Below are 22,068 nucleotides of genomic sequence, written 5' to 3' on the forward strand. Positions count from 1 at the left end.
TCACTTAACCAGTGAGTTTCTTGCAACAACACATGGACAACATGGAAAAGTAATGAAAAATAAATTGTATGCGAGCGCGCTTTGCGCAGTGGCTTTGTTTAGCGGTAACGCGATGGCTAATGACAATGAGTTGTACTTCTACAACTGGTCTGAATACATTCCTCAATCGGTTCTTCAAGACTTTACTAAAGAGACTGGTATTAAAGTTATCTACTCAACTTATGAGTCTAACGAAACCATGTACGCAAAATTGAAAACACAAGGTAAAGGATACGATCTAGTCGTACCGTCAACTTACTTTGTTTCAAAAATGCGTAAAGAAGGAATGCTTCAAGAAATTGACCATTCAAAACTTTCTCATTTCAAAGATTTGGATCCTAACTATCTAAACAAACCATTTGATCCACAGAACAAATATTCTATCCCTTACGTATGGGGTGCAACGGGTATCGGTGTGAACACTGATATGTACGATAAATCTAAATTCACAAGCTGGGATGATCTTTGGAATACAAAATACAAAGGTCAACTGTTGTTAACCGATGATGCTCGTGAAGTATTTGATATCGCACTGCAAAAACTTGGATACAATCAAAACTCACGTGATCCTAAAGAGATTAAAGCAGCATACAACGAGCTGAAAAAACTGATGCCAAATGTATTGGTTTTCAACTCTGATTTCCCAGCGAACCCATACATGGAAGGTGAAGTCAGCCTAGGTATGCTTTGGAACGGCTCTGCGTATATGGCTCGCCAACAAGGCGCTCCAATCGAAATCGCATGGCCTAAGAAAGGCACTATTTTCTGGATGGATAGCCTAGCGATTCCTTCAGGTGCAGCTCACAAAGAAGCGGCATACAAGATGATTAACTTCCTACTACGCCCTGAGAATGCAGCGAAGATCGCAGAAGAAATTGGTTACCCAACACCAGTTAAAACTGCGTATAAATACCTACCAAAATCATTTTCTGAAGATCCAAACATCTTCCCACCACAAGATGTGATGGATAACGGTGTATGGCAAGATGAAGTGGGTGACAAAACTGAGCTTTATACTGAACTGTTCCAAAAACTTAAAGTAGAAAAGTAAGCGTTCGCCTAATGACAAAAACCGCATCAATTGATGCGGTTTTTTATTTTTCAAATGCTTGGAATTATTCGTTCTGCATCGCAAGTAACTCTTCTACCAATTTTGGAACTTCGACACTTGCCTTACCGTAACGCTTCTCTTCAAACTCACTTTGTACCGCACTTGGCGCTAAGTTAAGTTCGATAGTATGAGCGCCTGATAATGTTGCGTCGTGCACAAAGCCTGCCGCTGGGTAGACAACACCAGATGTACCAATAGAAATAAAGAGATCCGCTTCTTGAATCGCTTCGTAGATCTCTCCCATCTGTAGTGGCATTTCACCAAACCACACAATATGAGGACGTAACTGAGCAGGAATTTGACAGCAATGACACAAATCGCCCATATGCAAATCCGTGGCTTGATCAATCACCTGTCCTGATTCAGAACACCGTGCTTTGAGTAACTCACCATGCATATGAATGATATTTCTACTACCGCCACGCTCATGTAAGTTATCAATATTTTGCGTTACAATAGTTACCCTACCGTCTAATTCCGCCTCTAAACGTCCTAAGGCGACGTGTGCTGCATTGGGGCGAATATGTTCTGACAGAAGATCGCGTCTTCGTTGATTATAAAAGTCTTGAACTAACTCAGGGTTGCGTAGAAAGCCTTCCGGTGTACAGACATCTTCAACTCGGTGATTTTCCCACAAACCATCTTCAGTACGGAAAGTTTGTATCCCCGACTCGGCCGATATTCCTGCGCCGGTCAGCACCACAACATTGCGATATGGAAATTGCATGACACGTCCTTTTTCTTTCTACGATATTAAATCTCTTGATTATACCCAAGTAACCTCAAGATGCTGTTTCAGCGAGAATGTATTCGCTCTTAGGCAAGGCACTGATTTGAAGACATAGTCATTCTACGTAGAAAATCAGTAACACAGCCTAGGAGCGAATAAAACTCGCCCTTCGGGAGCTCATCAACAAACCTATTTCTGCGCCCAATCACGTTAAAAGGGAATGACCATTCCTGCCGTGATTGAGCTTGACCTAGGCTCGTTGATGAAGCTCTGAATCCTGCATCTTGAGGTCATTTGGGTATATAAAAGCTTAACACTTATACCTATATTGCTGTAGTGGTTTGTGTTAGACCTTAGTCTGTAGACCTTTGTTGTAGCAATAAAAAAACGAGTAGGCTCACCGCCTACTCGTTTATCTATCCTTAAAACGGTACTTAATCTTCGTTGGTTGAAGAAATTCGGTGGATACTTAAATCTGCGCCGTTGAACTCTTCCTCTTCAGTGAGGCGCAAACCGGTGGTTTTACTTAATGTGCCATAAACAATAAACGACCCAGCGACTGCCACGATAATCCCAACTAACGTACCTAATAGTTGTACAGTGAAACTAACACCACCAATACCACCTAAGGCTTTCTGACCAAAAATACCGGCAGCAACGCCACCCCATGCACCACAAACACCATGTAGCGGCCATACACCGAGTACATCGTCGATTTTGGTTTTATTTTGTAACGCAGTGAACAACCAAACAAAGAGCACGCCAGCAATAATCCCGGTAATAAAGGCACCAAACGGGTGCATTAAATCAGATCCTGCACATACTGCCACTAAGCCCGCTAACGGGCCATTATGAATAAACCCAGGGTCATTTTTGCCCGCCACAAGAGAGGCTAAAATTCCGCCTGCCATTGCCATTAATGAGTTCATCGCGACTAATCCGCTAATACCGGCCAGTGTTTGCGCCGACATGACATTAAATCCGAACCAGCCGACACATAAAATCCAAGCACCCAATGCGAGAAAAGGAATATTGGATGGCGCAAAGTTGGTATGTTTACCCGCGCGAATGCGACCATGGCGCATTCCCAATAATTTGACAGCAACTAATGCGATCCAGCCGCCTACGCCATGGACAACGACAGATCCAGCGAAGTCATGGAATGGCGCACCAAAAGTCGCCGTAAACCAACTTTGTAAACCCAAGTTACCATTCCAGATGATGCCTTCGAAAAATGGATAAACAACGCCAACCGTAAAGAATGTAGCGATTAACAGTGGATAGAAACGCGCACGTTCTGCCACACCGCCAGAAACAATCGCGGGGATAGCCGCAGCAAAAGTCAGTAGGAAAAAGAATTTCACTAATTCATAACCATTACCTTGTGCAAGTTCTGTCGCACTGCCAAAAAAATGATGACCATACGCAATCCAGTAACCAATAAAGAAATATGCAATGGTTGAAATCCCAAAATCAGCAAGAATTTTGACTAGAGCATTCACTTGGTTTTTACGCCTGACTGTTCCCACTTCTAAAAAAGCAAACCCGGCATGCATCAAAAACACCATGATAGCGCCTAATAGTAAAAATAAAGTGTCGGAACTTTGCGTCAAGGTTTGAATAACACCTTGTACCTGACGGACGTCGTTGATCATTCTCGTTTACTCCATAATGCAATGCGCACCAATAATGTGCTGCGCATAATTGAACTCACCATAATGGTGATTTAGTAATTTTTTATTCTGCTTTTGCAAAAAACGATCCGTTATAGTGCAATGTTAATAAAAAAACCGACTATTTAAATATAACTATTTGAATTAGTTAAAATAGGAAAAGCATTTATGAGGAAAGAGTAGAATTGATTGTCATTTGAAAAATGTTTGCATACGCACCAATATAGTTCATAAGTACAATATTGGTGCGCACTTTATTGGTTAGAGTATTAATCTAAACAACATAAAATCACACATGCGTTAACGGTTTACTGATTATTCGTTATCACTATCCCATTCTTTAAATTTACGCTCTAATGTTTTACGCGCGACGCCTAAAGCGCGGGAAGCGGCTGATTTATTGCCTTCGTGCACTTTCACCACTTGTTCTATATGATGACGCTCAACCTGTTTAAGTGGCCAATCATCAGGGTAGCCCGTACTTTGAACGGGTACTGATTCTTTCGGCTCTGCATAATAGGGAATCTGCGAACCATGTGAGACCGTCACAGTTACCGGTGGACCACTGCTGTATTTTTCACGGTCTCGCCAATATTCACGTGGTGTTTTACCAAGTAAAATACAGTTTTCGATTAAGTTACGTAGCTCTCTTACGTTTCCGGGCCAATCGTATTCACGAATAATTTTAATATCTTGGTCATTCCATTTAGGTAATGGCAGACATAAATCCGTGCATAAACGCCCCGCGAGAAAAGGCACCAACTCGCGCAAATCACTTTTACGATTCTTAAGTGGTTGTACTTCTACCCGAACCACATTTAATCGATAGAGTAACTCACTGCGAAAACGTCCCTGTTGAACGAGTTGATGTAAGTTAACCTGAGTACCAGCAACAACTCGTACATCAACTTTAAATTCATACTTCGAACCTATGGGTCTAATGGCTCGTTCTTCTAGCACATTGAGTAATGTATCTTGTGCACTGAGTGGAAAATTAGCGATTTCGTCTAAATAGAGTGTGCCTCCATTGGCTAATTTAAACACCCCCTCTTTCAATTTGCGCACACCATCACGGGCAACGATTAACTCACCATATAACTGGCTGCTTAATGTCTCCATTGAGATAGATGCGCAGCTGAAAGGCACAAAAGGACCAATGCGTCGGCTCTTTTCATGTAGTTCACGTGCAATCAGCTCCTTACCGGTGCCTGGCTGGCCCTCAATCAATACACTCGCCTTTGAAGGACCAATGTGTTCGATATGTTGACGCAACAGCTTGGTAATTTCTGACTGACCAATAATCTGGCTTGAGCTATGGCGAGTAAAGTTGAAGTGATGTGCACCTAAACGTCGATCTTTGAGTCGCCTTTCCATACAACGTTTAATCATATGGGTAAGCTGATCAGAGTTAACAGGATTAATAATGAAATCACATAGCCCAAGCTTAAACGCAGAAACCACTCGATCGAATTCAGCAAGCTGAACCAATAGCAGAACGTCTGACTTTTCTTCATGCCAATGAGCTAGCTGCTCCCAAATCACCTCTTCCTCGAACACCACATCGACATCGACAATGACCAAATCATAATGATGCTTCTCTGCGCTGTTTACTGCGTCAGAATAACTACTCACGCTATGAATAGTTGCAAACCAATTTTCTAATGCGTGCAATAGATCATGCTGATCTTGTCCTTCGTATTGTATGACCAGAACCGAAAACGCCTGGTACAAAGGCAAATGTTTTAAGTCAGTATTGGCAGTCATTACATTCTCTATCTATTCGAAGACGCTATAAAGGTAGGGGCTCTCTGACATAACGGTTAGTCGCTTTAGATCAATTTGTGCGTTACATTAGAGTTTATTGATAAAATTAACTGAAACGTTGCTTTTTCATAAAAATAATAAATATAAATTAGTAACTTATCTCTGATACTTAAGTGGTAAATTGCACATGGTGTGTGTAACGTATTGAGATATTGCTGATTTATTTATTTTGACTACCGAGCACTGATATAACGCAAGGTTTATACGCGCCTTCTTTAGTAACCTAGCGTCGAACTTTGATAGGGATCTTAACCATGCTTTCTCCTTCACAAACCACATGGGTCATATTAGCGGGTGGACAAGCCAGCCGTATGGGTGGTCATGACAAAGGGCTCGTTCAACTTAATCAAATGCCGTTAATCGAGCATGTAATAGAACGATTGCGCCCTCAAACTTCTCACATTGTCATCAACGCCAACCGTAATCTATCCACCTACCAAGCGTATGCCCCTGTGATTAAAGATCTTTTTTCAGAATACCCAGGTCCCTTGGCTGGTATGCACGCCGGATTAACCGCCAGCAAGAATGAATGGGTTGGGTTTGTGCCATGTGATTGCCCTCGCCTACATAAAGATCTCGTCACGCGTTTCTGTGCTCATGTGACAGATGGAATCGATGTACTCGTCGCAACCGATGGGGATAAGCAGCAGCCAGTATTTGCGTTAATGCACCGCCGTGTATTACCCAAACTGACTGAATTTTTACAACGTGGTGAACGCAAGTTGATGTTTTTTATCCGAGAATGTCGTTTTCAAGAAGTGGATTTTAGCGATGCTCCTGAGTGTTTTCTCAACTTAAATACACCACAAGAGCTAGCAAAATTTGGAGAATTAACACAATGATGTTACCCAATATTCCATTACTGGGTTTTGCCGCCTACTCAGGTACAGGTAAAACCACATTACTTGAAGCATTACTACCAAAACTAACGCAGCGTGGCTTACGAGTTGGGGCTCTTAAACACGCCCATCATGATTTTGATATAGATAAACCCGGTAAAGACAGCTACCGCTTACGCAAAGCGGGGGCAAATCAAATGGTGATAGCCTCTCACCTGCGTTATGCAAAAATCACCGAAACACCGGAAAACGAAGCTGAATTTGCCACCCTACTGCAGCAATTTGATATTGAACATCTCGATATCATCTTAGTTGAAGGCTGCAAAAATATTGCTTTTCCAAAAATCGAGTTACATCGTGAGAGCGTAGGAAAACCATGGCTTTACCCCCATGACGATAGCATTATTGCCGTCGCATCAGATCAGCCTCTATCGGCAACGTCTCATCAACTGACATATCTCAATATTAATGACATTGATGCTATCGCGACATTCGTGACGGAGTACGTAAAACCGCAAGTATCGGCTCCATTAGAAAAACAAAAACAGTCCGGCAGTTGTGACACAGAACATCAACACCAATCCTTGTCGGTTAATGCTGCAATAAAGCGCATTACCGATTCGCTGACACCCGTTAGCGGTACAGAATCTGTGCCACTGAATCACGCTCAACACCGCACAATAAGTGACGTCGTCACTTCATCTATTAATGTCCCTGCCTTTTGTAACTCAGCCATGGATGGGTATGCGATAAGATCAGCCGATATTGAACACACCGAATTCAAAGTTGTGGCGAATGTGCTAGCCGGTCATCACTATTCAGAATGCATTCAATCAGGCCAGGCAGTAAAAATTATGACGGGAGCGCCCTTACCAGAAGGCGCCGATACCGTCATTATGCGCGAACAAGCTCAAGAGGAAAACGGCATGGTCCGTTTCCCTAACGCCGCGATAAAGGCGGGACAAAACGTACGCCAACCTGGTGAAGATCTGCAAATTGGCCAAACTGTGTTCGAATCGGGCCAGCAAATTGGGTCGGCCGAGCTGGGGATGCTTGCAGCACTCGGTCTTGATAGCGTCAATGTTAAACGACGTTTGAAAGTGGCGGTATTTTCCACCGGTGACGAAGTATTTGAACCAGGAAACCATCCCTCTGCTCACGGTCTTTTTGATGCTAATCGCTATAGCCTAAAAGGTTTATTGACCCGTCTACACTGTGATGTGCTCGATATGGGCATCTTGCCTGATAACCTCGCGGTGATCACCGATTCACTTACCGACATGGCGAAACACGTTGATCTCATTGTCACCTCGGGCGGTGTATCCGTTGGCGATGCAGATTTTGTTAAACAGGCGATGGAATCGACGGGTCAGGTTAATTTTTGGCGAATTAACATGCGCCCGGGACGACCATTAGCGTTTGGTCGGATCAAAGATACGCCCATTTTTGGTTTACCAGGTAACCCGGTTGCTGCGATGGTGTCATTTATTAATTTCGTCGAACCGGCCGTTTATAAAATGCAGGGAGACCTCACTTGGCAGCCGTTAAAAACTCAAGCTAAAGCAGTAGAAAAAATGCGTTCTCGCCAAGGAAGAACCGAATTTTCTCGAGGCATTTATACAGTGAACCCACAAGGCCAACTCACCGTATCGACCACCGGGCATCAGGGCTCTGGATTACTGCACTCGATGAGTCAGGCAAATTGTTTAATCGAAATAGCTGAGCAGGTCGATACAATAAAACCCGGCGAATACGTGACAATTATCCCACTACAAGGCAGAATCTAGGCCTTAATGAAACACTTGAGAATTTATCATGTCGCGCACGATTATTTACACCTATAAAAACGAAGAAAAAACGCTGACGTTTACTTATGAAAAGTATCGTTCTATCCATGAAGCAGTTGCAGATGCTGAAGGAATCGATCTCACTGAATATCTAAAAATGGAACAGCAAATCGAAGCGATTTCTGATAAAAAAGCGGTGCGTAATTACCGTGACAATCACTTTAGAAAATTGGGATTTGGCACAATTACGTTGAAGCCCAAAGAAAACTTCGGCGTAGGGAAAAAACCTAAATCATAATATTAGGGCTGCATTTATGCAGCCCTTTACTTTCGGCTGGCATTAACGAATATTCAGAAACGCCGCGCCTCGTACACCACCAGAATCACCATGGCGAGCTTTTACAATTTGTGGGCATTTAGCCACAGAAAGTAAATATTGAGGGATGCGCTTTGGTAACTCTTCATAAAGCAAATCGAAGTTAGACAGACCACCACCTAGCACCACTACATGAGGATCATTGGCGGTAAACAGATTCGCAAAACAGATCGATAAGAACTCAAGAAATTTATTCACAAATTCCGTCGCATCTTTTTCACCCTGTTCGTAGGCGTTGATGATGTCTGGTGCTGATTTTTTCTCACCGTAATCATGGGCATACAAAAGCTCAAAACCACGGCCGGAAAGATAATTATCTAAACACCCTTTTTTTCCGCACCCGCATTGTAGTAACGGAGGATTGTCACCTAAAAAGAACCAAGCATCGATAGGCACACGCATATGCCCCATCTCACCAGCCACGTGATTGCGACCAGAGAAAATTTTTCCGTCATACACCAAACCGCCACCAAAACCAGTGCCAAGAATAAGCCCCATCACAGATGGCGATTGACGAAACTCTTCATCCCACGCTTCTGAAAGAGCGAAACAGTTAGCGTCATTTTCAATCCGTACTGAACGACCAATGGCAGCTTCTAAATCGGCTCGCATCGGTTTACCATTTGCAGAAGCAATATTCACCGTGAGAACCGTGCCATCATCGGCATCTTCCATTCCTGGGATTCCCAGCCCGACTAAGCCTTTTTCGCCAAATTTCTCGTCATAGCGTTCAACAATCTCCGCAATGGATTGAATCAGTCGCTGGTAATCTCCGGTGTCGGTTGGCACACGCTCTGTGGCGACGCGATTTAACTGCTCATCAAACGCACCGAATTCGATTTTTGTCCCACCGACATCAAATCCGTAATACATTACGCTACTCCTCGTATTTGGGTTCTTTACTTTCCTGTTTTACTTAAGCATACCATTAAGATACTGTTTGTGCGGTATTTTCATGCATATTCACTCACTTATTACTTTCTTGTGACGTTATACCGTGTTGCGATAGCGTATCACGATAACGTTGCAGTGCTGGTCTTGCAGAACTGTAAGCGGAGCGACTTTTCCCGCGCATATAGCTTTCCTTAAACGCTTCAAACCAAGCATGTAATACCTGTGCGCCCCAATGTTCACCTACCGCGTCAAGCACTAAACAAGCCACCTCTGCGGTGGCCAAATGCTGTTCATTATCTGATTTACGCATCATATATTCAGATAGTACGGTAGGATGCACAGATATCATCGGCAAATCAGCCAAGTAACTCGATTTTCTAAATATTTTTTTGGCTTCGCGCCAACTTCCATCCAGAAAAATTAACAGTGGTTTTTTACCTGATTGAACCACGGAGTTAGGCTTAATGGTTCTTGCTTGATCCTCCTCATGTTCTGCAGGAAAAACCAACACAGGATAGTAGGCAGGATCGTTTAACAGCGCTAACATGGATGGATCAGGTTGCGTGCGGTTCCACTGATAAACAAAGGTTTCTTTCACTGTGTCTGCAATCAAACGGCCTGTATTACTCGGCTTAAACACCTCGTTTTCAGACAATATCAGTAACACTGCAACGTCTGTTGTAATATTCGGTTGATAGGCGCATAAACAGGTTTTTTTATCGACTCGACAATATGGACAACGATCGATTTTAGCTCCTCTGGCAGCAAATGGACGAGTTGATAGTTGCAAGCGATGTTGATACAAATGGTGAAAACCGTGAATTCTCATTATGACTAATAGTGGTGACAAAAATGGTGAGAATTCTACTGCTGGTTATCTGCTGAAGCCAGCACTAATAGTGAGGGGATGCGAATGAATGGATACAATCAATGGGTACATTGGAGTTTCTTTCTGTTAGTTTTTATTGTATTCGCAATTTGGGAGTCGAACCGCCCTAAACGCACGCTCACCCAAGTCAAACGACTACGCTGGCTAAATCATATCCTGCTCGCGTTTGCCAATTTGTGTCTACTGTATTTTCTGATTCCATTTTATTCGATTACATCCGCTATTTGGAGTCAATCTAATGGGTTTGGTATTTTAAACACTTTTCACTATCCCCACTGGGTCGAGCTAGTGATCACTTTACTCGTGCTCGATCTATCGCTTTACTGTGTTCACGTTTTATTCCATCGCTTACCTTTACTGTGGCGCATCCATTCTACTCACCACAGTGATTTAGATGTTGATGTGACAACGTCACTAAGATTTCATCCTGTCGAAGTACTACTGATGGTCTGGGTAAAAATCGGGATAATTACACTTCTTGGCGCGCCCGTTTTTGCTGTCACTGTCTACGAAATACTATTTGGTTTATCCATCTTGTTTAATCACAGTAATATTCGTTTGCACCCTTTGCGTGAGCGCCAGTTAAGAACATTAATCGTGACACCAGATATGCATCGAGTACATCACAGCAGAAATCCGTATGAAACCCATAGCAATTTTGGCTTTTCAATTTCACTTTGGGACAGGTTACTCGGCACCTACACCGCTCAACCACTAATGGGCCACGAGCGCATGAAGCTTGGTCTCGATCGCTTTCGTCACTCCCGTGAACAGTGGATTGATAGGCTGATTAGTCAACCATTTAAATCTCGTTAACAGTGAATCCTAATCGTTAGGTGATATAAATCCTTCAAGTCAATGAAACGTTAGGGATATTCAAACCGAGAGCAGAAGCAAGCTTTGACATTCTAAATAACTGTATGACAAACGCTCTGCTACACTGCAGTCAAAATAATTGATATTTTTATGTGTATTAATAATGAACTTCAATGCTGTTTGCATTCCTAACATGACCCAATCGCTGTTTACTTGCTGCATCATAAGTGTGCTTTTCATTACCGGATGTTCTTCGTCTCCCAACCTGACTCAGCAGATACGAGCGGATAAAAATGCCCTGCATACGCCAGCTGAGCAGCGAGAGTTACCTCTATTTTCTGTCTATGAAAACTGGCAAGGCGTTCCTTATCGTTGGGGAGGAACTACACAAAGTGGAGTCGATTGTTCCGCATTTGTACAAATTGCTTATCGCGAAGCGTGGGATTTTCAGCTACCGAGAACAACAACAAAACAAAGCCATGTAGGAATAGCAATAAAAGAACAGCAGGCGAAATACGGAGATTTGGTGTTTTTTAAGATAAGTCGAAAATCAGAACATGTGGGGATTTATTTGGGTAACCAGCGCTTTATGCATGCTTCATCATCAAAAGGCGTTATCATATCACGCCTGGATAACCCGTATTGGGCTAATACGTTCTGGCAATTTCGTCGTATCCGCCCTAACTAACTAGATTAGTCGTACGTTGCAACAGCAGTATCAAAAAGGTTTTTGACTAAGGCAATGTATTCATCCAAAAACACGATTTGACTATTAGTTGCTGGTTTTTTCCAAACGCCAGCGAGAACCTCACTCAAATCTTCAACCACGTCATCTGCTTCTTTTAGCAATTTGAAGCGAACGCTTGAGTGTAGTTCAGGGTTCTGTTCAAAGATGGCCATAATATTACTTGCCACCATGTCAGTGACAACATCTTCTACGCTCTCTTCGCCGATATCACCTTTATCGGTGAAAACATCAAGGTTGAACGAAAGGTGCTCTATGAGTGCTAAGTAACCGTCGGTTTCTACAACCACTTTTATTCCCCGCTTATACTGCTAAGAAGTTTAACCAGCTTTTATACTAATTCATGTGCGCCCAATTTAACAAGACCGAAACGGCGAATGTGGCGCTTTGAGCCAAATATTTGAACAATCGATATTTTTGCTAAGTAAAACACAAATTATCATTGACGTATCATTCTAGTTAGGTTGCATATCTTTACGTTCTCATTCTTTGGCTTAACGAAATAAGTATAGGCATAAATATCATCCTTTAGCTCAACTTAAATACCCCTATTATTTCCAACTGGATCACGTTTCAAGAGTGAATTTTAAGTTAAAAGAGATGTACATCTGTTTTACCTAACGTGGCGAATGCTCAACAATTGGCTAAGATAGTATTGGTAGCGCAGTTTGCGGCGCGAAAAGGAGTGTGATTATGTGGCCAGCAATAGCTCAACAACTCTCAGATACCTTGATGTTTGAATACAATATTCAAGAGAAACGCCGCATCTCTGGTGGTGATATTAGCCAGTCCTACATGATAAGTGATGGTCGTGAGCGGTACTTCGTTAAAACGAATGAACGAGAATTTCTCCCTCATTACTTGGCAGAAGAAGCGTCCCTGAAACTACTTAAAGAAACTCGCACTGTCTTTGTGCCCGAAGTCGTATTAACCGGTCAATCCAAGCAGCACTCGTTTATCATTCTTAATTACCTCCCAACTCATTCGCTAGAAGATACTCATTACAGTCGTGAATTTGGTATCCAATTGGCACATCTGCACAAATGGGGAGAGCAAAAACAATTTGGATTTGATGAAGATAACTACATTGGAACCACTATCCAACCCAATGCTTGGACCAATAAATGGTCAGTGTTTTTTGCCGAACAGCGCATCGGTTGGATGCTGCAATTGCTGAAAGAAAAAGGCTTAGAGCTGGTGGACATTCCGACTTTTGTCAGCTTAGTACAAGAGAAACTGTCTCATCACGACCCAAGGCCTTCATTACTCCACGGTGATCTATGGAGTGGTAATGCAGGACAGTGTGACTTTGGGCCTGTCTGCTACGATCCCGCTTCATACTGGGGTGATCGTGAATGCGATCTAGCGATGACAGAACTGTTTGGTGGATTTCACACAACGTTTTATGAAGGTTACGAAAGTGTTTGGCCGCTCGACAATGGCTACTACCAACGCAAAGATATTTATAACCTTTACCACCTGCTCAATCATTACCATCTTTTTGGTGGACAATATTTAACGGAAGTAGAAACGCTGATCAAAAAAATTCAGCAATCATAATCGCCGATCGTTGATGATCATCCTCGGCAACATTAACGGTTTAATACTAGATTAAGCCGTTATCCCCCCTCTTAACTAAATTTAAATAAACCATTGAAATACAATACTATTTATGGTTTTTATTATTCAAAAATGTGAGCAATCGATGTGCTTTTTCTCGCTTAACTTCTATTATTGATAAGTAAGATAGTTACGCTTCGTCAATGGAACGACGATGAACCCGAAGTGAACATGAAGCGAGGGCTTAACCATGAGAGGTATTATTGGTAAAACCATTCAATGTCCACACTGTGGGCATCATATCCCCGTTAATCTGGATACATCACTTGGCAGTGAAGAATTTTATGACGACTGCCCTGCTTGCTGTAATCCAATTCATTTTAATTTGCGAGTCGATGAAAGAGAAAACACCATCGAACTTGATGTTGATGCTGATGATGAACAATATTTCTAATAACCCAGCGCCAGTTGCAGATATTGCCCTCTGGCGCTAACGTTACTATTAATTACTGCGATAAGTGACAATGTCACTCAAAGGGTATCCATTTGCCATACCTAACGCTTAGTGAGCTCTATTTTCCATCACACGTTCCACGGTATCGACAATCGCTTGAGTTTGCGGGTCCAATTCTACATTAACCGCATCACCGACTAGACGTTCACCAAACAGTGTTCTGTCGAGCGTTTCAGGAATCAAATGTACATTAAAACGATTTCCGTCTACTTCCCCAATGGTTAACGAACAACCATCTAAGCCAATGAACCCTTTCGGTAAAACATATTTCATCAAGTCTGTTGGTAATTCAAACCATAAGGTTTTATTGTTCGGTGTCATGATGACTTCAACGATATTGGCCGTCGTCGTAATATGCCCAGACATTGTATGACCACCAATTTCATCGCCGTATTTCGCCGCACGTTCTATATTTACTTGGTCACCCACCTTGACTGAACCAAGATTGGTTAACGCTAACGTTGCTTGCATAAGATCGAACGAAACCAGGGCTCCATTGATTTCCGTTACCGTCAAACAGCAACCGTTATGAGCAACTGACGCACCAATTTCAATGTTCTCATTAAGTGGCGGAGCTAACTCTAGTGTGTGGGTTTGAAATTGTTCTTTTTTGTCGATAGCAACCACTGTTGCTTTCCCTTTTACAATACCAGTAAACATATTTATCCTCTGGACGAGTTTTTCATGGTGCTTAGTGTGACATTTCTTTATCATTCGCTCTAGTCATCTTTCAAGAAACCTATTTACAAGCCTATCGGCCTTGTTTCTGTTCTCTTCGCATACAGCGTGCATTTTTGGAGTCGTTTGTGCAACGTTATAAAAAAGAAGCCTCTAACTTAATTAAGCTAGCGGCACCCGTTTTGGTCGCTTCTATTGCTCAATCTGGAATGGGATTTGTCGATACAATCATGGCAGGCGGTGTGAGTGCCACCGATATGGCTGCGGTTTCTGTTGCATCAAGTTTATGGTTTCCCATCATTTTATTTGGTGTTGGCTTATTGATGTCACTGGTACCTGTTGTGGCACAACTCAATGGAGCATCAAGACAAAAGAAAATCCCATTCGAAATCCAACAAGGTATTTCGATGGCGCTGTTTTTGTCCATCCCCATCATCGTTTTGATTTTGAATACTGGATTTATCATCAAAGCCATGGGAGTTGAAGCTCATATGGCTGTCAAAACCATGGGCTATTTACACGCTATTATCTTTGCCGCACCTGCATTCTTGTTATTTCAAGCATTACGCAGCTATACCGATGGAATGGCATTAACAAAACCAGCGATGGTCATTGGGTTTATTGGGCTGCTATTTAACGTCCCTCTTAACTGGATATTTGTGTACGGCAAATTCGGCGTACCCGCTTTAGGTGGGGTTGGTTGTGGTGTCGCGACTGCAATTGTTTACTGGCTAATGTTTATATTGTTGCTCTTTTATGTCGTGACATCGAAACGGTTGAAACATATCGAACTGTTTTCTACGTTTTATCGCCCGCAGCTCAAAGAACAGTGGAATCTCTTCAAACTTGGTTTTCCCGTTGCCGCCGCGTTATTTTTTGAGGTGACCTTATTTGCTCTTGTCGCTTTATTGGTATCACCATTAGGCTCATTGGTAGTTGCCGCACACCAAGTGGCGATAAACTTCTCGTCCTTAATTTTCATGTTGCCAATGAGTATCGGTGCGGCTGTCTCCATCCGAGTTGGGAATAAGCTCGGTGAAGAAAACTTGCATGGCGCCACAGTCGCGAGCAACGTGGCTTTGATGATTGCAGTATCAACAGCAGTGATCACCGCTACGTTAACCTTTTTACTACGCCAATATATTGCAGAACTGTACACCGATAACCCAGCAGTGATTACGCTGGCAATGCAATTATTACTGTTTGCCTGCATCTATCAATGTACCGATGCCATTCAAGTGACTGCAGCTGGTGTTTTGCGTGGGTATAAAGATATGAGCGCCATTTTTGTCCGCACTTTTATTGCGTACTGGGTATTTGGCCTTCCGACGGGTTACATTTTGGGGCTCACAAATTGGGTTGTTCCCGCCATGGGCGCACAAGGTTTCTGGATTGGGTTTATCATTGGCTTAAGTTCAGCGGCAGTGATGCTCGGACATCGTTTATATTGGGTACAACATCGTGGTGGTGCACAATCGTTGGGTTATACGGATCGGCATGACGCAGAAATGAATATGCCGTTTGAGCGATCATAATTCTCCAGCATTATTATGATCGTGTCTGCCCAGTGAGTACGTATAACCACTGGGTATAACGATTAACTGGCACATAATACGTAGCGTAGAGGAGAGGAGAATGCGATGAGAGTTAGATTGTTGATTATTTCATCCATCTCTCTTCTTTTTCTGAGTGCTTGCCAATGGCAACGCCCGCACATAGAGCAACAGTTTTCAACCTATCTTGCACGCATCGCTAATATCCAAGATGTAGCTCCTATGCCCGAACCAAGCATTCAAACACAATCATTGCCTGACAAACGCGCCCTAAATCATCAGATTCCAGCAGTGACCTTGGGCATTCTCGACAGTTACCAGCTTCGTCATTGTCAGCTATTTCATTTAATTGCCGAGCGCAATTCTATTTTAGGTAAAGTTCAGGACCAATTTCGTAACCTTGACTACCAAATGGCGTTACTGCATGGTCTTCATCATTGCATGAACTCACCCGAAATAGATCCCAAACTGAAACATCAGCTCACTCAAGTGACAAAAACAAAAGAACAGCAGTTACCTTGGCAATGGCATAATTTTTTATACACCAGTGATGTTATGCGACACCAGCTCTCTAGCCATCGTTGGTATCTTCGTGATCGTAATTATGGTGATATTCAATCGGCATTAACTGCACTACTCAAAGTAAACCAATGGGTGATGACGCGGCCTCATTCAACGCCGTTGCCCCAACCTATCACGCCTTATCAAGAAACTTTAGATAAATCGCCTTTGCTTGGCGATCTCATGTTTTCGATGACCAACCTAACCCATTGGCTTAACACCGTAACACAGCAACTTAAGCATCATGATTCCGCGATTTGGTGCGGCTCAAATCGCGACCAGCGACGCTTTCACCAATTACAAAATGTTTTTTACAAATATTACGTCGGTGACATTCAGCCCTATCTCGCTTCTGTCGATGGCGCTTATCAACAAATCCAGTTGATTGCGCCGTTATTCGCCTCATCTTCACTAAGCGCAGTCGCTCCTTTTCCGTTAAAGAAAGTCCATCAAGAATTTCGGCAGGCGACATTACATCACATTGCGTATTGGCAACATCTATTTGAACGCTGTGGCGTTAAAGTTGGAAAATAATACTTATAATCAAACATTTAAAAGAGAAATTCGAGTTCTCCAATGCTTGAGGTGTCGTTTTTCACCGTTCATAACGGTTAAGTTATAGTGCGTTAAAGATCGTAATTATCTTAGATTGATGCAAATACACCGCTAATTCGCATCATAAAATGAGTTGTTTAAGAGTTTTATTTGAATCATAATATGAGTCAAATAAAACTCTCATTTGACTCACTGGTGAACATGATGTGGATATGGCAACGTGAACAATGGCCCAATTTTACCTGGGATAAACACCAAATCGAGCCGCGTTTGCGTCAAGTAAGATTAAACCAAGGTATCTTGGTCGGCAAAGTCAGTGCTCAATCTCAAGACGAAAAGCAAACCATGCTCGACACCCTACTGGCCAATATCGTCCACTCTAGCGCCATTGAGGGAGAAAAGCTTAATGCCTTTTCCGTACGCTCATCGCTGGCGAATAAATTGGGGTTAAGTGAGGAACGTCCATTTCCAACTACCGAACAAACTGATGGCTTAGCCGATATTATGCTTGATGCGGTAGAAAACCTCGATGAACCTCTTACTCTCAATCGCTTATTGCAATGGCATGAGAAGCTATTTCCCGAGGGATATACCCTATTTAACCCCGTGATAGGTGGTCAATTACGCGGTCATGCGCCCATGCAAGTCGTCTCAGGAAGAATAGACCGACCAAATGTGCATTTTGAAGCGCCCGATCGTGCGCGGTTAGACCAAGAACTTGAGCGTTTTATCCACTGGTTTAATGAATCTAAACAGGATTACTCGCTTGATCCACTAGTGCGGGCTGCACTCACTCATCTTTGGTTTGTTACGTTACACCCACTCGATGATGGCAACGGACGTATCACCCGTTTATTAACCGACTTGGCATTGGCACAAGCCGAGCATCAGTCTGTGCGCTTCTATGCGATGTCTGTAGGCATATTGGCTAATCGCAAAAGTTATTATCAGATATTAGAGCATACACAAAAAGGCGATGTGGATATTACTGAATGGCTACTTTGGTTTTTGGATACGCTCGAACATACGTTTGCCAGCGTATTGGCAGACATCGATCAAACCGTTTATAAAACCAATTTTTGGCGCCATATCGACCAAACTAAGCTCAATAGTGAGCAAGTTAAGGTGTTGAATCGTATGCTTGATGGCGACTTTGCCCAAGGTATCAATACCAGTCAATATCAAAAAGTGGCGAAGGTCAGCAGAGCGACGGCGACTCGCCACCTGACCGCCTTGGTAGAACATGACTGTTTAATCCGCTCAGATTCAGGTGGGCGTAGCACCCGATATTTACTGCCATAAATAGCAGCTCTTCCTCAGCCTTGCCAAATCATTTATTAGGGGTTAAAGAAGAGCTGTAACATGTGGAAACTCATAAAGTTATGGATCTAAATAATTTAGTTATAGTGCTTTATGATTCATAAAATAGTGCTGCAAAGCGTCCTTAACGAGCATGGAACGAGCGTACGATCATTCCTTTTGCACTACTAAACATCCACCAGCTTTATAAGCGAGCGGTCAAAAAAACCTATCCCCAAAAACACCCCATTTCATCGGTTTCAAGCACTTCAATAAAGCTTTCCAAGCGATCGACGGTTGGGTCAGGCTTATAAGTATGCCATTTTAGATCAGAGCGCATCCAAAAAATCTTCCAATGTTGTTGAGTGTTGACAAATGTGGCTTTGGCAATCGAATGGGTTTGGATCACGCTTGCATCTTTCCAATGGGGACGAACTTCAAAGACTTCAACACTGTAGTCGTAAACTCGAAAACTTAAATCAACCTTATTGCGAATTTTAGGTTCAGGCCGACGAGATTCAATATACTGACTCATCATTTTTTCGTAGCGTTTTTGTTCAAATTCAGAAAATGCCATCACTACCTCTATACGACAGAATTGCTCATTATTAGAATGCATGTAGTGTACCGAGATATCAGTGAGGAAGTACACCTAAAATACAGCAATGCTAGTCAAAAGAGCATGTTATTCGCTAACCAACCTGATTGTCAGACGCGATAAATTCATAATCACGTTCAATTTTAGCAATGCGCGTTTTAAAACTGGTATACCATTTCTCACGGCCAAGTTTTTGTGCTTCAAGATGTTCAATATTGGTTTTCCAACGTTGTATCGAATCAAGATCTTGCCAATACGACACTGTAATACCGACGTCTTCTCGTGCAGATTCCACGCCTAAAAAACCAGGTTCTTGCTGAGCTAATACCAACATTCTTTCGGCCATAGCTTGATACCCCTGCGTTAATTCACTACGGAGTGAGGTAAAAATAACAGCATAATAAGGGGGTTGTGGTGTTTGAGCGATTAAAGACACAGTGGGATTCTCCTTTTCTTATAAAAATAACGCCTCATCGTGAGGCGTTATTTATATTCATCGTTACGGCAGGGTTACGCTTTCTTGACGAAGGCTGCCGTCACCATCATCTCGCCCGCTTTATCAACTTTACAATCAAGCTGATGATCTTTGCCTTCAACAATCCGACGAATGATCGCTTTCGTCCCGATTTTTAAAACAAGAGAGCTACCTTTTACTTTCAAATCCTTAACTAAAGTGACCTTGTCACCTTCAGCAAGCAAAGTACCATTTGCATCTTTAACGTTAAGGGCATTATCTTGCGCGATTTCGTCAGGATTCCATTCATGAGCACACTCAGGACAAATCAAATGCGCTTGATCTTGATAGACATACTCAGACTGACAATTTGGACAAGGAGGAAACGACATAACAATATACTTCTCTATATAAACACAGTACCAGTACATAGAGTGACATGTTTTCTATCGCGTTACCATAAAGTCTCGAAGAGTCTATTAAGCTAGATTCAACACATTATTGGACATCTATGCCTCCTGCAAGCCTGTGACACTGTAATGTCTAGCGACATTTTTCGTCACTTGTCCCCAATGAGATTGCTTAACCCGGTGTTGATGAGCCATAAAAGCGGCTTGATCGACAAAAACTTCATACACATCAAACCTGCACGCTTGTTCAGGATGGGGCGTAACGTGAAACTCGATACAGCCGGCTTCTGCGCGTGTTAACGCAATATGTGTCGGCAGTTCAGCTTGTACGGCAGCCAATTCTGCTCCTGGAACAACGATATATCCTTGTAAAATAATACTCTGCAACTCTCAATTCCTTACGATCTATTTTATATACACTCTCAACCACTATTTACGCCCTAAGCGCTTTTCAATTTGTTTTTTCTCCCATTGAGGGCCAAAAAGATTCACTAACTGAAATGCATTTAAGCCATGAATGACAATACCAATCCCCCAACCTAATGCTGGCCACACAGCCCAAATATAGTGAGGATTGGTTAATATATTCACGACAAACAGCGCTGCAATAACAATCACATAGGTCACCAGACTGGAATAGAAACCTTTGATGGCCTGAACCTTCTTCTCCACTTTTTACTGTTCATCACTGATTACCGCACTATCGCTATGAAGCGCTGCTGTATCACTAAGTTGCAGCTCTGCGATACTGATTTCAAACACAGCAGCAAGGGATTTTAGAGATTCTAGGCTGGGCTTTTGGCCTCTCTCTATACGTTGAATTGTACGAACACTCAATCCCGAGAATTGGGACAGTTGCTCTTGAGACCAGCCTTTTTGCAAGCGACGTTGTTTGATCAACACCATTTCCTTTGTACGTTCAAATAACATAATCTAACATGGCAATAAAAAACTCACCGTGACATTCACCCGACAGCGCAGCGACATCATATATATTTCAGCCAGTTAGATAACAAAATCAAGCATCATACTAACTGAAGTCGATAGAAATCCGTCTCTTGATGTTTTGGATTAGGCTGGTAAAAACGCCATCCGTGACGATGATAAAACCGCAGAGCAGTAGGATTAGTGCGACTGACTGATAATTGTACTTGAGTGCATCCTGCATCGCGCAGTGTTTCCTCAATCAATGCATGTAACTGACTGGCTAACCCTTGCCCTCGATGCTCAGGTAATAAATAGAACAATTGAACGTAGCCTACCTCTGGTTCATCGTAAAACGTGCGAAACTCCAACTGCCCAATCAGGGTGTGACCCAACCAAACATGCAAATAGTACCAACGAGGATCCAATAAACATTGCTCAATACGTTCGCGATAACCCGCTAAGGATGCTTCATAGCCTTCGTCCGTATGAAAGCTGCAAAAATAGGAATCGCGCCGAGCAGCCAAACAAAAGAGAAAGTCTCGCTTTAGATTGATAGCAGCAAATTTAAGTGTCGTCATAACTCTTCTATACCTATCACATTAAAGGTATGGGGTAATTGCCGACATACATCGCGCAACGGTTTGGGGCTTTTCTCCGACAGGAGCAACGTAATCGATAATCGCTTGTGCCTGTTCGATGCTAAATAATTTAGCAATAACCCAAGCAGATAAGTAAAGTGACGACAAACACCCACCAGCCGTCGCCATATTACCAGCAGCATAGAAAGCCTGATCTAACACAGTGACACCCGATTCGATTACCCACGGTTTAGTCGTTACATCAGTACAAACAGGGATATCCGCCAACAAACCAAGCTTAGCGAGCAGCAACGCCCCTGAACATTGGGCACCAATAAGTTGTGTTTCTGTATTAAGAGATAGGCGATTCATAATATTGCGATCGTTTACAATCTCCCGAGTTTTAGTTCCACTACCTACTAAAACCACATCGGCTGTGTTCGCGAACTCGAGTGGTTGCTGCGCAGTGACTACAATACCGTTCATCGATGTCACCGATTCACTCGGACAGGTAATTTGTATATTCCAGTCAAACGGGCTCATTCGCCCCAATACGCTCGCTGCAATCAACGAGTCCAATTCATTGAATCCATCAAATGTCAGAATCGCGATATCCATATCAGTCCCTTTAAATCTTTATTTTTCGAATGCAACAATC

24 protein-coding genes and 1 pseudogene are annotated in these 22,068 nt (G+C 42.7%); 11 read left to right on the forward strand and 14 right to left on the reverse strand.

Annotation, left to right across the window (positions count from 1 at the left end):
• Positions 1 to 52: 52 nt before the first annotated feature.
• A complete protein-coding gene (locus I1A42_RS08005) occupies positions 53 to 1,090 on the forward strand; it encodes an extracellular solute-binding protein (protein ID WP_161154526.1) in 1,038 nt (345 codons plus the stop codon).
• A gap of 64 nt (positions 1,091 to 1,154) precedes the next feature.
• Here I1A42_RS08005 and cobB read toward each other — a convergent pair whose 3' ends face one another.
• The 3 genes from cobB to I1A42_RS08020 form a co-directional block, all read right to left on the reverse strand.
• A complete protein-coding gene (gene cobB, locus I1A42_RS08010) occupies positions 1,155 to 1,877 on the reverse strand; it encodes a Sir2 family NAD+-dependent deacetylase (RefSeq protein WP_196123157.1) in 723 nt (240 codons plus the stop codon).
• 437 nt (positions 1,878 to 2,314) lie between these two features.
• Entirely contained in the window at positions 2,315 to 3,535 is a 1,221-nt protein-coding gene (locus I1A42_RS08015) for an ammonium transporter (RefSeq protein WP_196123158.1), read from the reverse strand.
• 333 nt (positions 3,536 to 3,868) lie between these two features.
• Entirely contained in the window at positions 3,869 to 5,317 is a 1,449-nt protein-coding gene (locus I1A42_RS08020) for a sigma-54-dependent transcriptional regulator (protein WP_196123159.1), read from the reverse strand.
• Positions 5,318 to 5,631: 314 nt separating this feature from the next.
• Here I1A42_RS08020 and mobA point away from each other — a divergent pair, with 314 nt between their 5' ends.
• The 3 genes from mobA to I1A42_RS08035 are packed head-to-tail and all read left to right on the forward strand — an operon-like array spanning position 5,632 to position 8,301.
• Complete coding sequence (gene mobA, locus I1A42_RS08025; RefSeq protein WP_161154522.1) at positions 5,632 to 6,219, forward strand: molybdenum cofactor guanylyltransferase MobA; 588 nt, start codon at positions 5,632 to 5,634, stop codon at positions 6,217 to 6,219.
• Positions 6,216 to 8,003, forward strand: a complete 1,788-nt coding sequence (locus I1A42_RS08030) for a bifunctional molybdopterin-guanine dinucleotide biosynthesis adaptor protein MobB/molybdopterin molybdotransferase MoeA (protein ID WP_408063517.1) — start codon at positions 6,216 to 6,218, stop codon at positions 8,001 to 8,003. The genes mobA and I1A42_RS08030 overlap by 4 nt, the downstream gene beginning before the upstream one ends.
• 28 nt (positions 8,004 to 8,031) lie before the next feature.
• A complete protein-coding gene (locus I1A42_RS08035) occupies positions 8,032 to 8,301 on the forward strand; it encodes a DUF2960 domain-containing protein (protein WP_161154521.1) in 270 nt (89 codons plus the stop codon).
• 42 nt (positions 8,302 to 8,343) lie between these two features.
• Here the strand turns inward: I1A42_RS08035 and nagK are convergent, their stop codons facing one another.
• The gene (gene nagK, locus I1A42_RS08040) at positions 8,344 to 9,252 is read right to left on the reverse strand and encodes an N-acetylglucosamine kinase (RefSeq protein ID WP_196123160.1); all 909 of its coding nucleotides are present in this window, start codon (positions 9,250 to 9,252) and stop codon (positions 8,344 to 8,346) included.
• Between the two features lie 94 nt (positions 9,253 to 9,346).
• Positions 9,347 to 10,102, reverse strand: a complete 756-nt coding sequence (locus tag I1A42_RS08045; RefSeq protein WP_196123161.1) for a tRNA-uridine aminocarboxypropyltransferase — start codon at positions 10,100 to 10,102, stop codon at positions 9,347 to 9,349.
• Positions 10,103 to 10,186: 84 nt separating this feature from the next.
• On the opposite strand from I1A42_RS08045, the gene I1A42_RS08050 reads away from it, so the two are divergent.
• A complete protein-coding gene (locus tag I1A42_RS08050) occupies positions 10,187 to 10,978 on the forward strand; it encodes a sterol desaturase family protein (protein WP_196123162.1) in 792 nt (263 codons plus the stop codon).
• Positions 10,979 to 11,171: 193 nt separating this feature from the next.
• Complete coding sequence (locus tag I1A42_RS08055; RefSeq protein ID WP_196123163.1) at positions 11,172 to 11,666, forward strand: C40 family peptidase; 495 nt, start codon at positions 11,172 to 11,174, stop codon at positions 11,664 to 11,666.
• Positions 11,667 to 11,671: 5 nt separating this feature from the next.
• Here I1A42_RS08055 and I1A42_RS08060 read toward each other — a convergent pair whose 3' ends face one another.
• Positions 11,672 to 12,013, reverse strand: a complete 342-nt coding sequence (locus tag I1A42_RS08060; RefSeq protein ID WP_161154516.1) for a DUF3802 family protein — start codon at positions 12,011 to 12,013, stop codon at positions 11,672 to 11,674.
• 403 nt (positions 12,014 to 12,416) lie between these two features.
• Between I1A42_RS08060 and I1A42_RS08065 the strand changes: the two genes are divergently transcribed.
• Positions 12,417 to 13,283: a fructosamine kinase family protein gene (locus tag I1A42_RS08065; protein ID WP_196123164.1), complete on the forward strand. Its 867-nt coding sequence runs from the start codon at positions 12,417 to 12,419 to the stop codon at positions 13,281 to 13,283.
• A 250-nt stretch (positions 13,284 to 13,533) separates the two neighbouring features.
• Entirely contained in the window at positions 13,534 to 13,737 is a 204-nt protein-coding gene (locus I1A42_RS08070) for a CPXCG motif-containing cysteine-rich protein (protein WP_161154514.1), read from the forward strand.
• 108 nt (positions 13,738 to 13,845) lie between these two features.
• Here the strand turns inward: I1A42_RS08070 and I1A42_RS08075 are convergent, their stop codons facing one another.
• Complete coding sequence (locus I1A42_RS08075) at positions 13,846 to 14,457, reverse strand: riboflavin synthase subunit alpha (protein ID WP_196123165.1); 612 nt, start codon at positions 14,455 to 14,457, stop codon at positions 13,846 to 13,848.
• A gap of 146 nt (positions 14,458 to 14,603) precedes the next feature.
• On the opposite strand from I1A42_RS08075, the gene I1A42_RS08080 reads away from it, so the two are divergent.
• The 3 genes from I1A42_RS08080 (at position 14,604) to I1A42_RS08090 (ending at position 18,446) form a co-directional block, all read left to right on the forward strand.
• Positions 14,604 to 16,010: an MATE family efflux transporter gene (locus tag I1A42_RS08080; RefSeq protein ID WP_196123166.1), complete on the forward strand. Its 1,407-nt coding sequence runs from the start codon at positions 14,604 to 14,606 to the stop codon at positions 16,008 to 16,010.
• A 105-nt stretch (positions 16,011 to 16,115) separates the two neighbouring features.
• On the forward strand, positions 16,116 to 17,123 hold the full coding sequence (locus tag I1A42_RS08085; RefSeq protein ID WP_196123167.1) for a DUF3080 domain-containing protein: 1,008 nt from the start codon (positions 16,116 to 16,118) through the stop codon (positions 17,121 to 17,123).
• 225 nt (positions 17,124 to 17,348) lie between these two features.
• A complete protein-coding gene (locus tag I1A42_RS08090) occupies positions 17,349 to 18,446 on the forward strand; it encodes a Fic family protein (RefSeq protein WP_196123799.1) in 1,098 nt (365 codons plus the stop codon).
• Positions 18,447 to 18,672: 226 nt separating this feature from the next.
• Here the strand turns inward: I1A42_RS08090 and I1A42_RS08095 are convergent, their stop codons facing one another.
• The 7 genes and pseudogenes from I1A42_RS08095 to I1A42_RS08125 form a co-directional block, all read right to left on the reverse strand.
• On the reverse strand, positions 18,673 to 19,062 hold the full coding sequence (locus I1A42_RS08095) for a DUF3024 domain-containing protein (protein ID WP_230389356.1): 390 nt from the start codon (positions 19,060 to 19,062) through the stop codon (positions 18,673 to 18,675).
• A gap of 73 nt (positions 19,063 to 19,135) precedes the next feature.
• On the reverse strand, positions 19,136 to 19,477 hold the full coding sequence (locus tag I1A42_RS08100; RefSeq protein WP_196123168.1) for an antibiotic biosynthesis monooxygenase family protein: 342 nt from the start codon (positions 19,475 to 19,477) through the stop codon (positions 19,136 to 19,138).
• Between the two features lie 74 nt (positions 19,478 to 19,551).
• On the reverse strand, positions 19,552 to 19,887 hold the full coding sequence (locus I1A42_RS08105) for a zinc ribbon domain-containing protein YjdM (RefSeq protein WP_196123169.1): 336 nt from the start codon (positions 19,885 to 19,887) through the stop codon (positions 19,552 to 19,554).
• A 117-nt stretch (positions 19,888 to 20,004) separates the two neighbouring features.
• Positions 20,005 to 20,292, reverse strand: a complete 288-nt coding sequence (locus I1A42_RS08110; RefSeq protein ID WP_161154507.1) for a putative quinol monooxygenase — start codon at positions 20,290 to 20,292, stop codon at positions 20,005 to 20,007.
• A gap of 42 nt (positions 20,293 to 20,334) precedes the next feature.
• Positions 20,335 to 20,811 (reverse strand): annotated as a pseudogene (locus I1A42_RS08115) (2TM domain-containing protein).
• Between the two features lie 119 nt (positions 20,812 to 20,930).
• Positions 20,931 to 21,410 (reverse strand): GNAT family N-acetyltransferase, encoded by a 480-nt coding sequence (locus I1A42_RS08120; RefSeq protein ID WP_196123170.1) that lies wholly within the window; start codon positions 21,408 to 21,410, stop codon positions 20,931 to 20,933.
• A 21-nt stretch (positions 21,411 to 21,431) separates the two neighbouring features.
• Entirely contained in the window at positions 21,432 to 22,028 is a 597-nt protein-coding gene (locus I1A42_RS08125; RefSeq protein ID WP_196123171.1) for a DJ-1/PfpI family protein, read from the reverse strand.
• Positions 22,029 to 22,068: the final 40 nt, after the last annotated feature.

Origin of the sequence: Vibrio nitrifigilis (genome assembly GCF_015686695.1) — a bacterium.
GTDB lineage: Bacteria > Pseudomonadota > Gammaproteobacteria > Enterobacterales > Vibrionaceae > Vibrio > Vibrio nitrifigilis.

Excerpts from the sequence above, each read along its gene's own strand:
- I1A42_RS08005 (WP_161154526.1), top strand. The coding sequence starts at position 53 with ATGAAAAATAAATTGTATGCGAGCGCGCTTTGCGCAGTGGCTTTGTTT.
- cobB (WP_196123157.1), bottom strand. The coding sequence starts at position 1,877 with ATGCAATTTCCATATCGCAATGTTGTGGTGCTGACCGGCGCAGGAATA.
- I1A42_RS08015 (WP_196123158.1), bottom strand. The coding sequence starts at position 3,535 with ATGATCAACGACGTCCGTCAGGTACAAGGTGTTATTCAAACCTTGACG.
- I1A42_RS08020 (WP_196123159.1), bottom strand. The coding sequence starts at position 5,317 with ATGACTGCCAATACTGACTTAAAACATTTGCCTTTGTACCAGGCGTTT.
- mobA (WP_161154522.1), top strand. The coding sequence starts at position 5,632 with ATGCTTTCTCCTTCACAAACCACATGGGTCATATTAGCGGGTGGACAA.
- I1A42_RS08030 (WP_408063517.1), top strand. The coding sequence starts at position 6,216 with ATGATGTTACCCAATATTCCATTACTGGGTTTTGCCGCCTACTCAGGT.
- I1A42_RS08035 (WP_161154521.1), top strand. The coding sequence starts at position 8,032 with ATGTCGCGCACGATTATTTACACCTATAAAAACGAAGAAAAAACGCTG.
- nagK (WP_196123160.1), bottom strand. The coding sequence starts at position 9,252 with ATGTATTACGGATTTGATGTCGGTGGGACAAAAATCGAATTCGGTGCG.
- I1A42_RS08045 (WP_196123161.1), bottom strand. The coding sequence starts at position 10,102 with ATGAGAATTCACGGTTTTCACCATTTGTATCAACATCGCTTGCAACTA.
- I1A42_RS08050 (WP_196123162.1), top strand. The coding sequence starts at position 10,187 with ATGAATGGATACAATCAATGGGTACATTGGAGTTTCTTTCTGTTAGTT.
- I1A42_RS08055 (WP_196123163.1), top strand. The coding sequence starts at position 11,172 with ATGACCCAATCGCTGTTTACTTGCTGCATCATAAGTGTGCTTTTCATT.
- I1A42_RS08065 (WP_196123164.1), top strand. The coding sequence starts at position 12,417 with ATGTGGCCAGCAATAGCTCAACAACTCTCAGATACCTTGATGTTTGAA.
- I1A42_RS08070 (WP_161154514.1), top strand. The coding sequence starts at position 13,534 with ATGAGAGGTATTATTGGTAAAACCATTCAATGTCCACACTGTGGGCAT.
- I1A42_RS08075 (WP_196123165.1), bottom strand. The coding sequence starts at position 14,457 with ATGTTTACTGGTATTGTAAAAGGGAAAGCAACAGTGGTTGCTATCGAC.
- I1A42_RS08085 (WP_196123167.1), top strand. The coding sequence starts at position 16,116 with ATGAGAGTTAGATTGTTGATTATTTCATCCATCTCTCTTCTTTTTCTG.
- I1A42_RS08090 (WP_196123799.1), top strand. The coding sequence starts at position 17,349 with ATGTGGATATGGCAACGTGAACAATGGCCCAATTTTACCTGGGATAAA.
- I1A42_RS08095 (WP_230389356.1), bottom strand. The coding sequence starts at position 19,062 with ATGCATTCTAATAATGAGCAATTCTGTCGTATAGAGGTAGTGATGGCA.
- I1A42_RS08105 (WP_196123169.1), bottom strand. The coding sequence starts at position 19,887 with ATGTCGTTTCCTCCTTGTCCAAATTGTCAGTCTGAGTATGTCTATCAA.
- I1A42_RS08120 (WP_196123170.1), bottom strand. The coding sequence starts at position 21,410 with ATGACGACACTTAAATTTGCTGCTATCAATCTAAAGCGAGACTTTCTC.
- I1A42_RS08125 (WP_196123171.1), bottom strand. The coding sequence starts at position 22,028 with ATGGATATCGCGATTCTGACATTTGATGGATTCAATGAATTGGACTCG.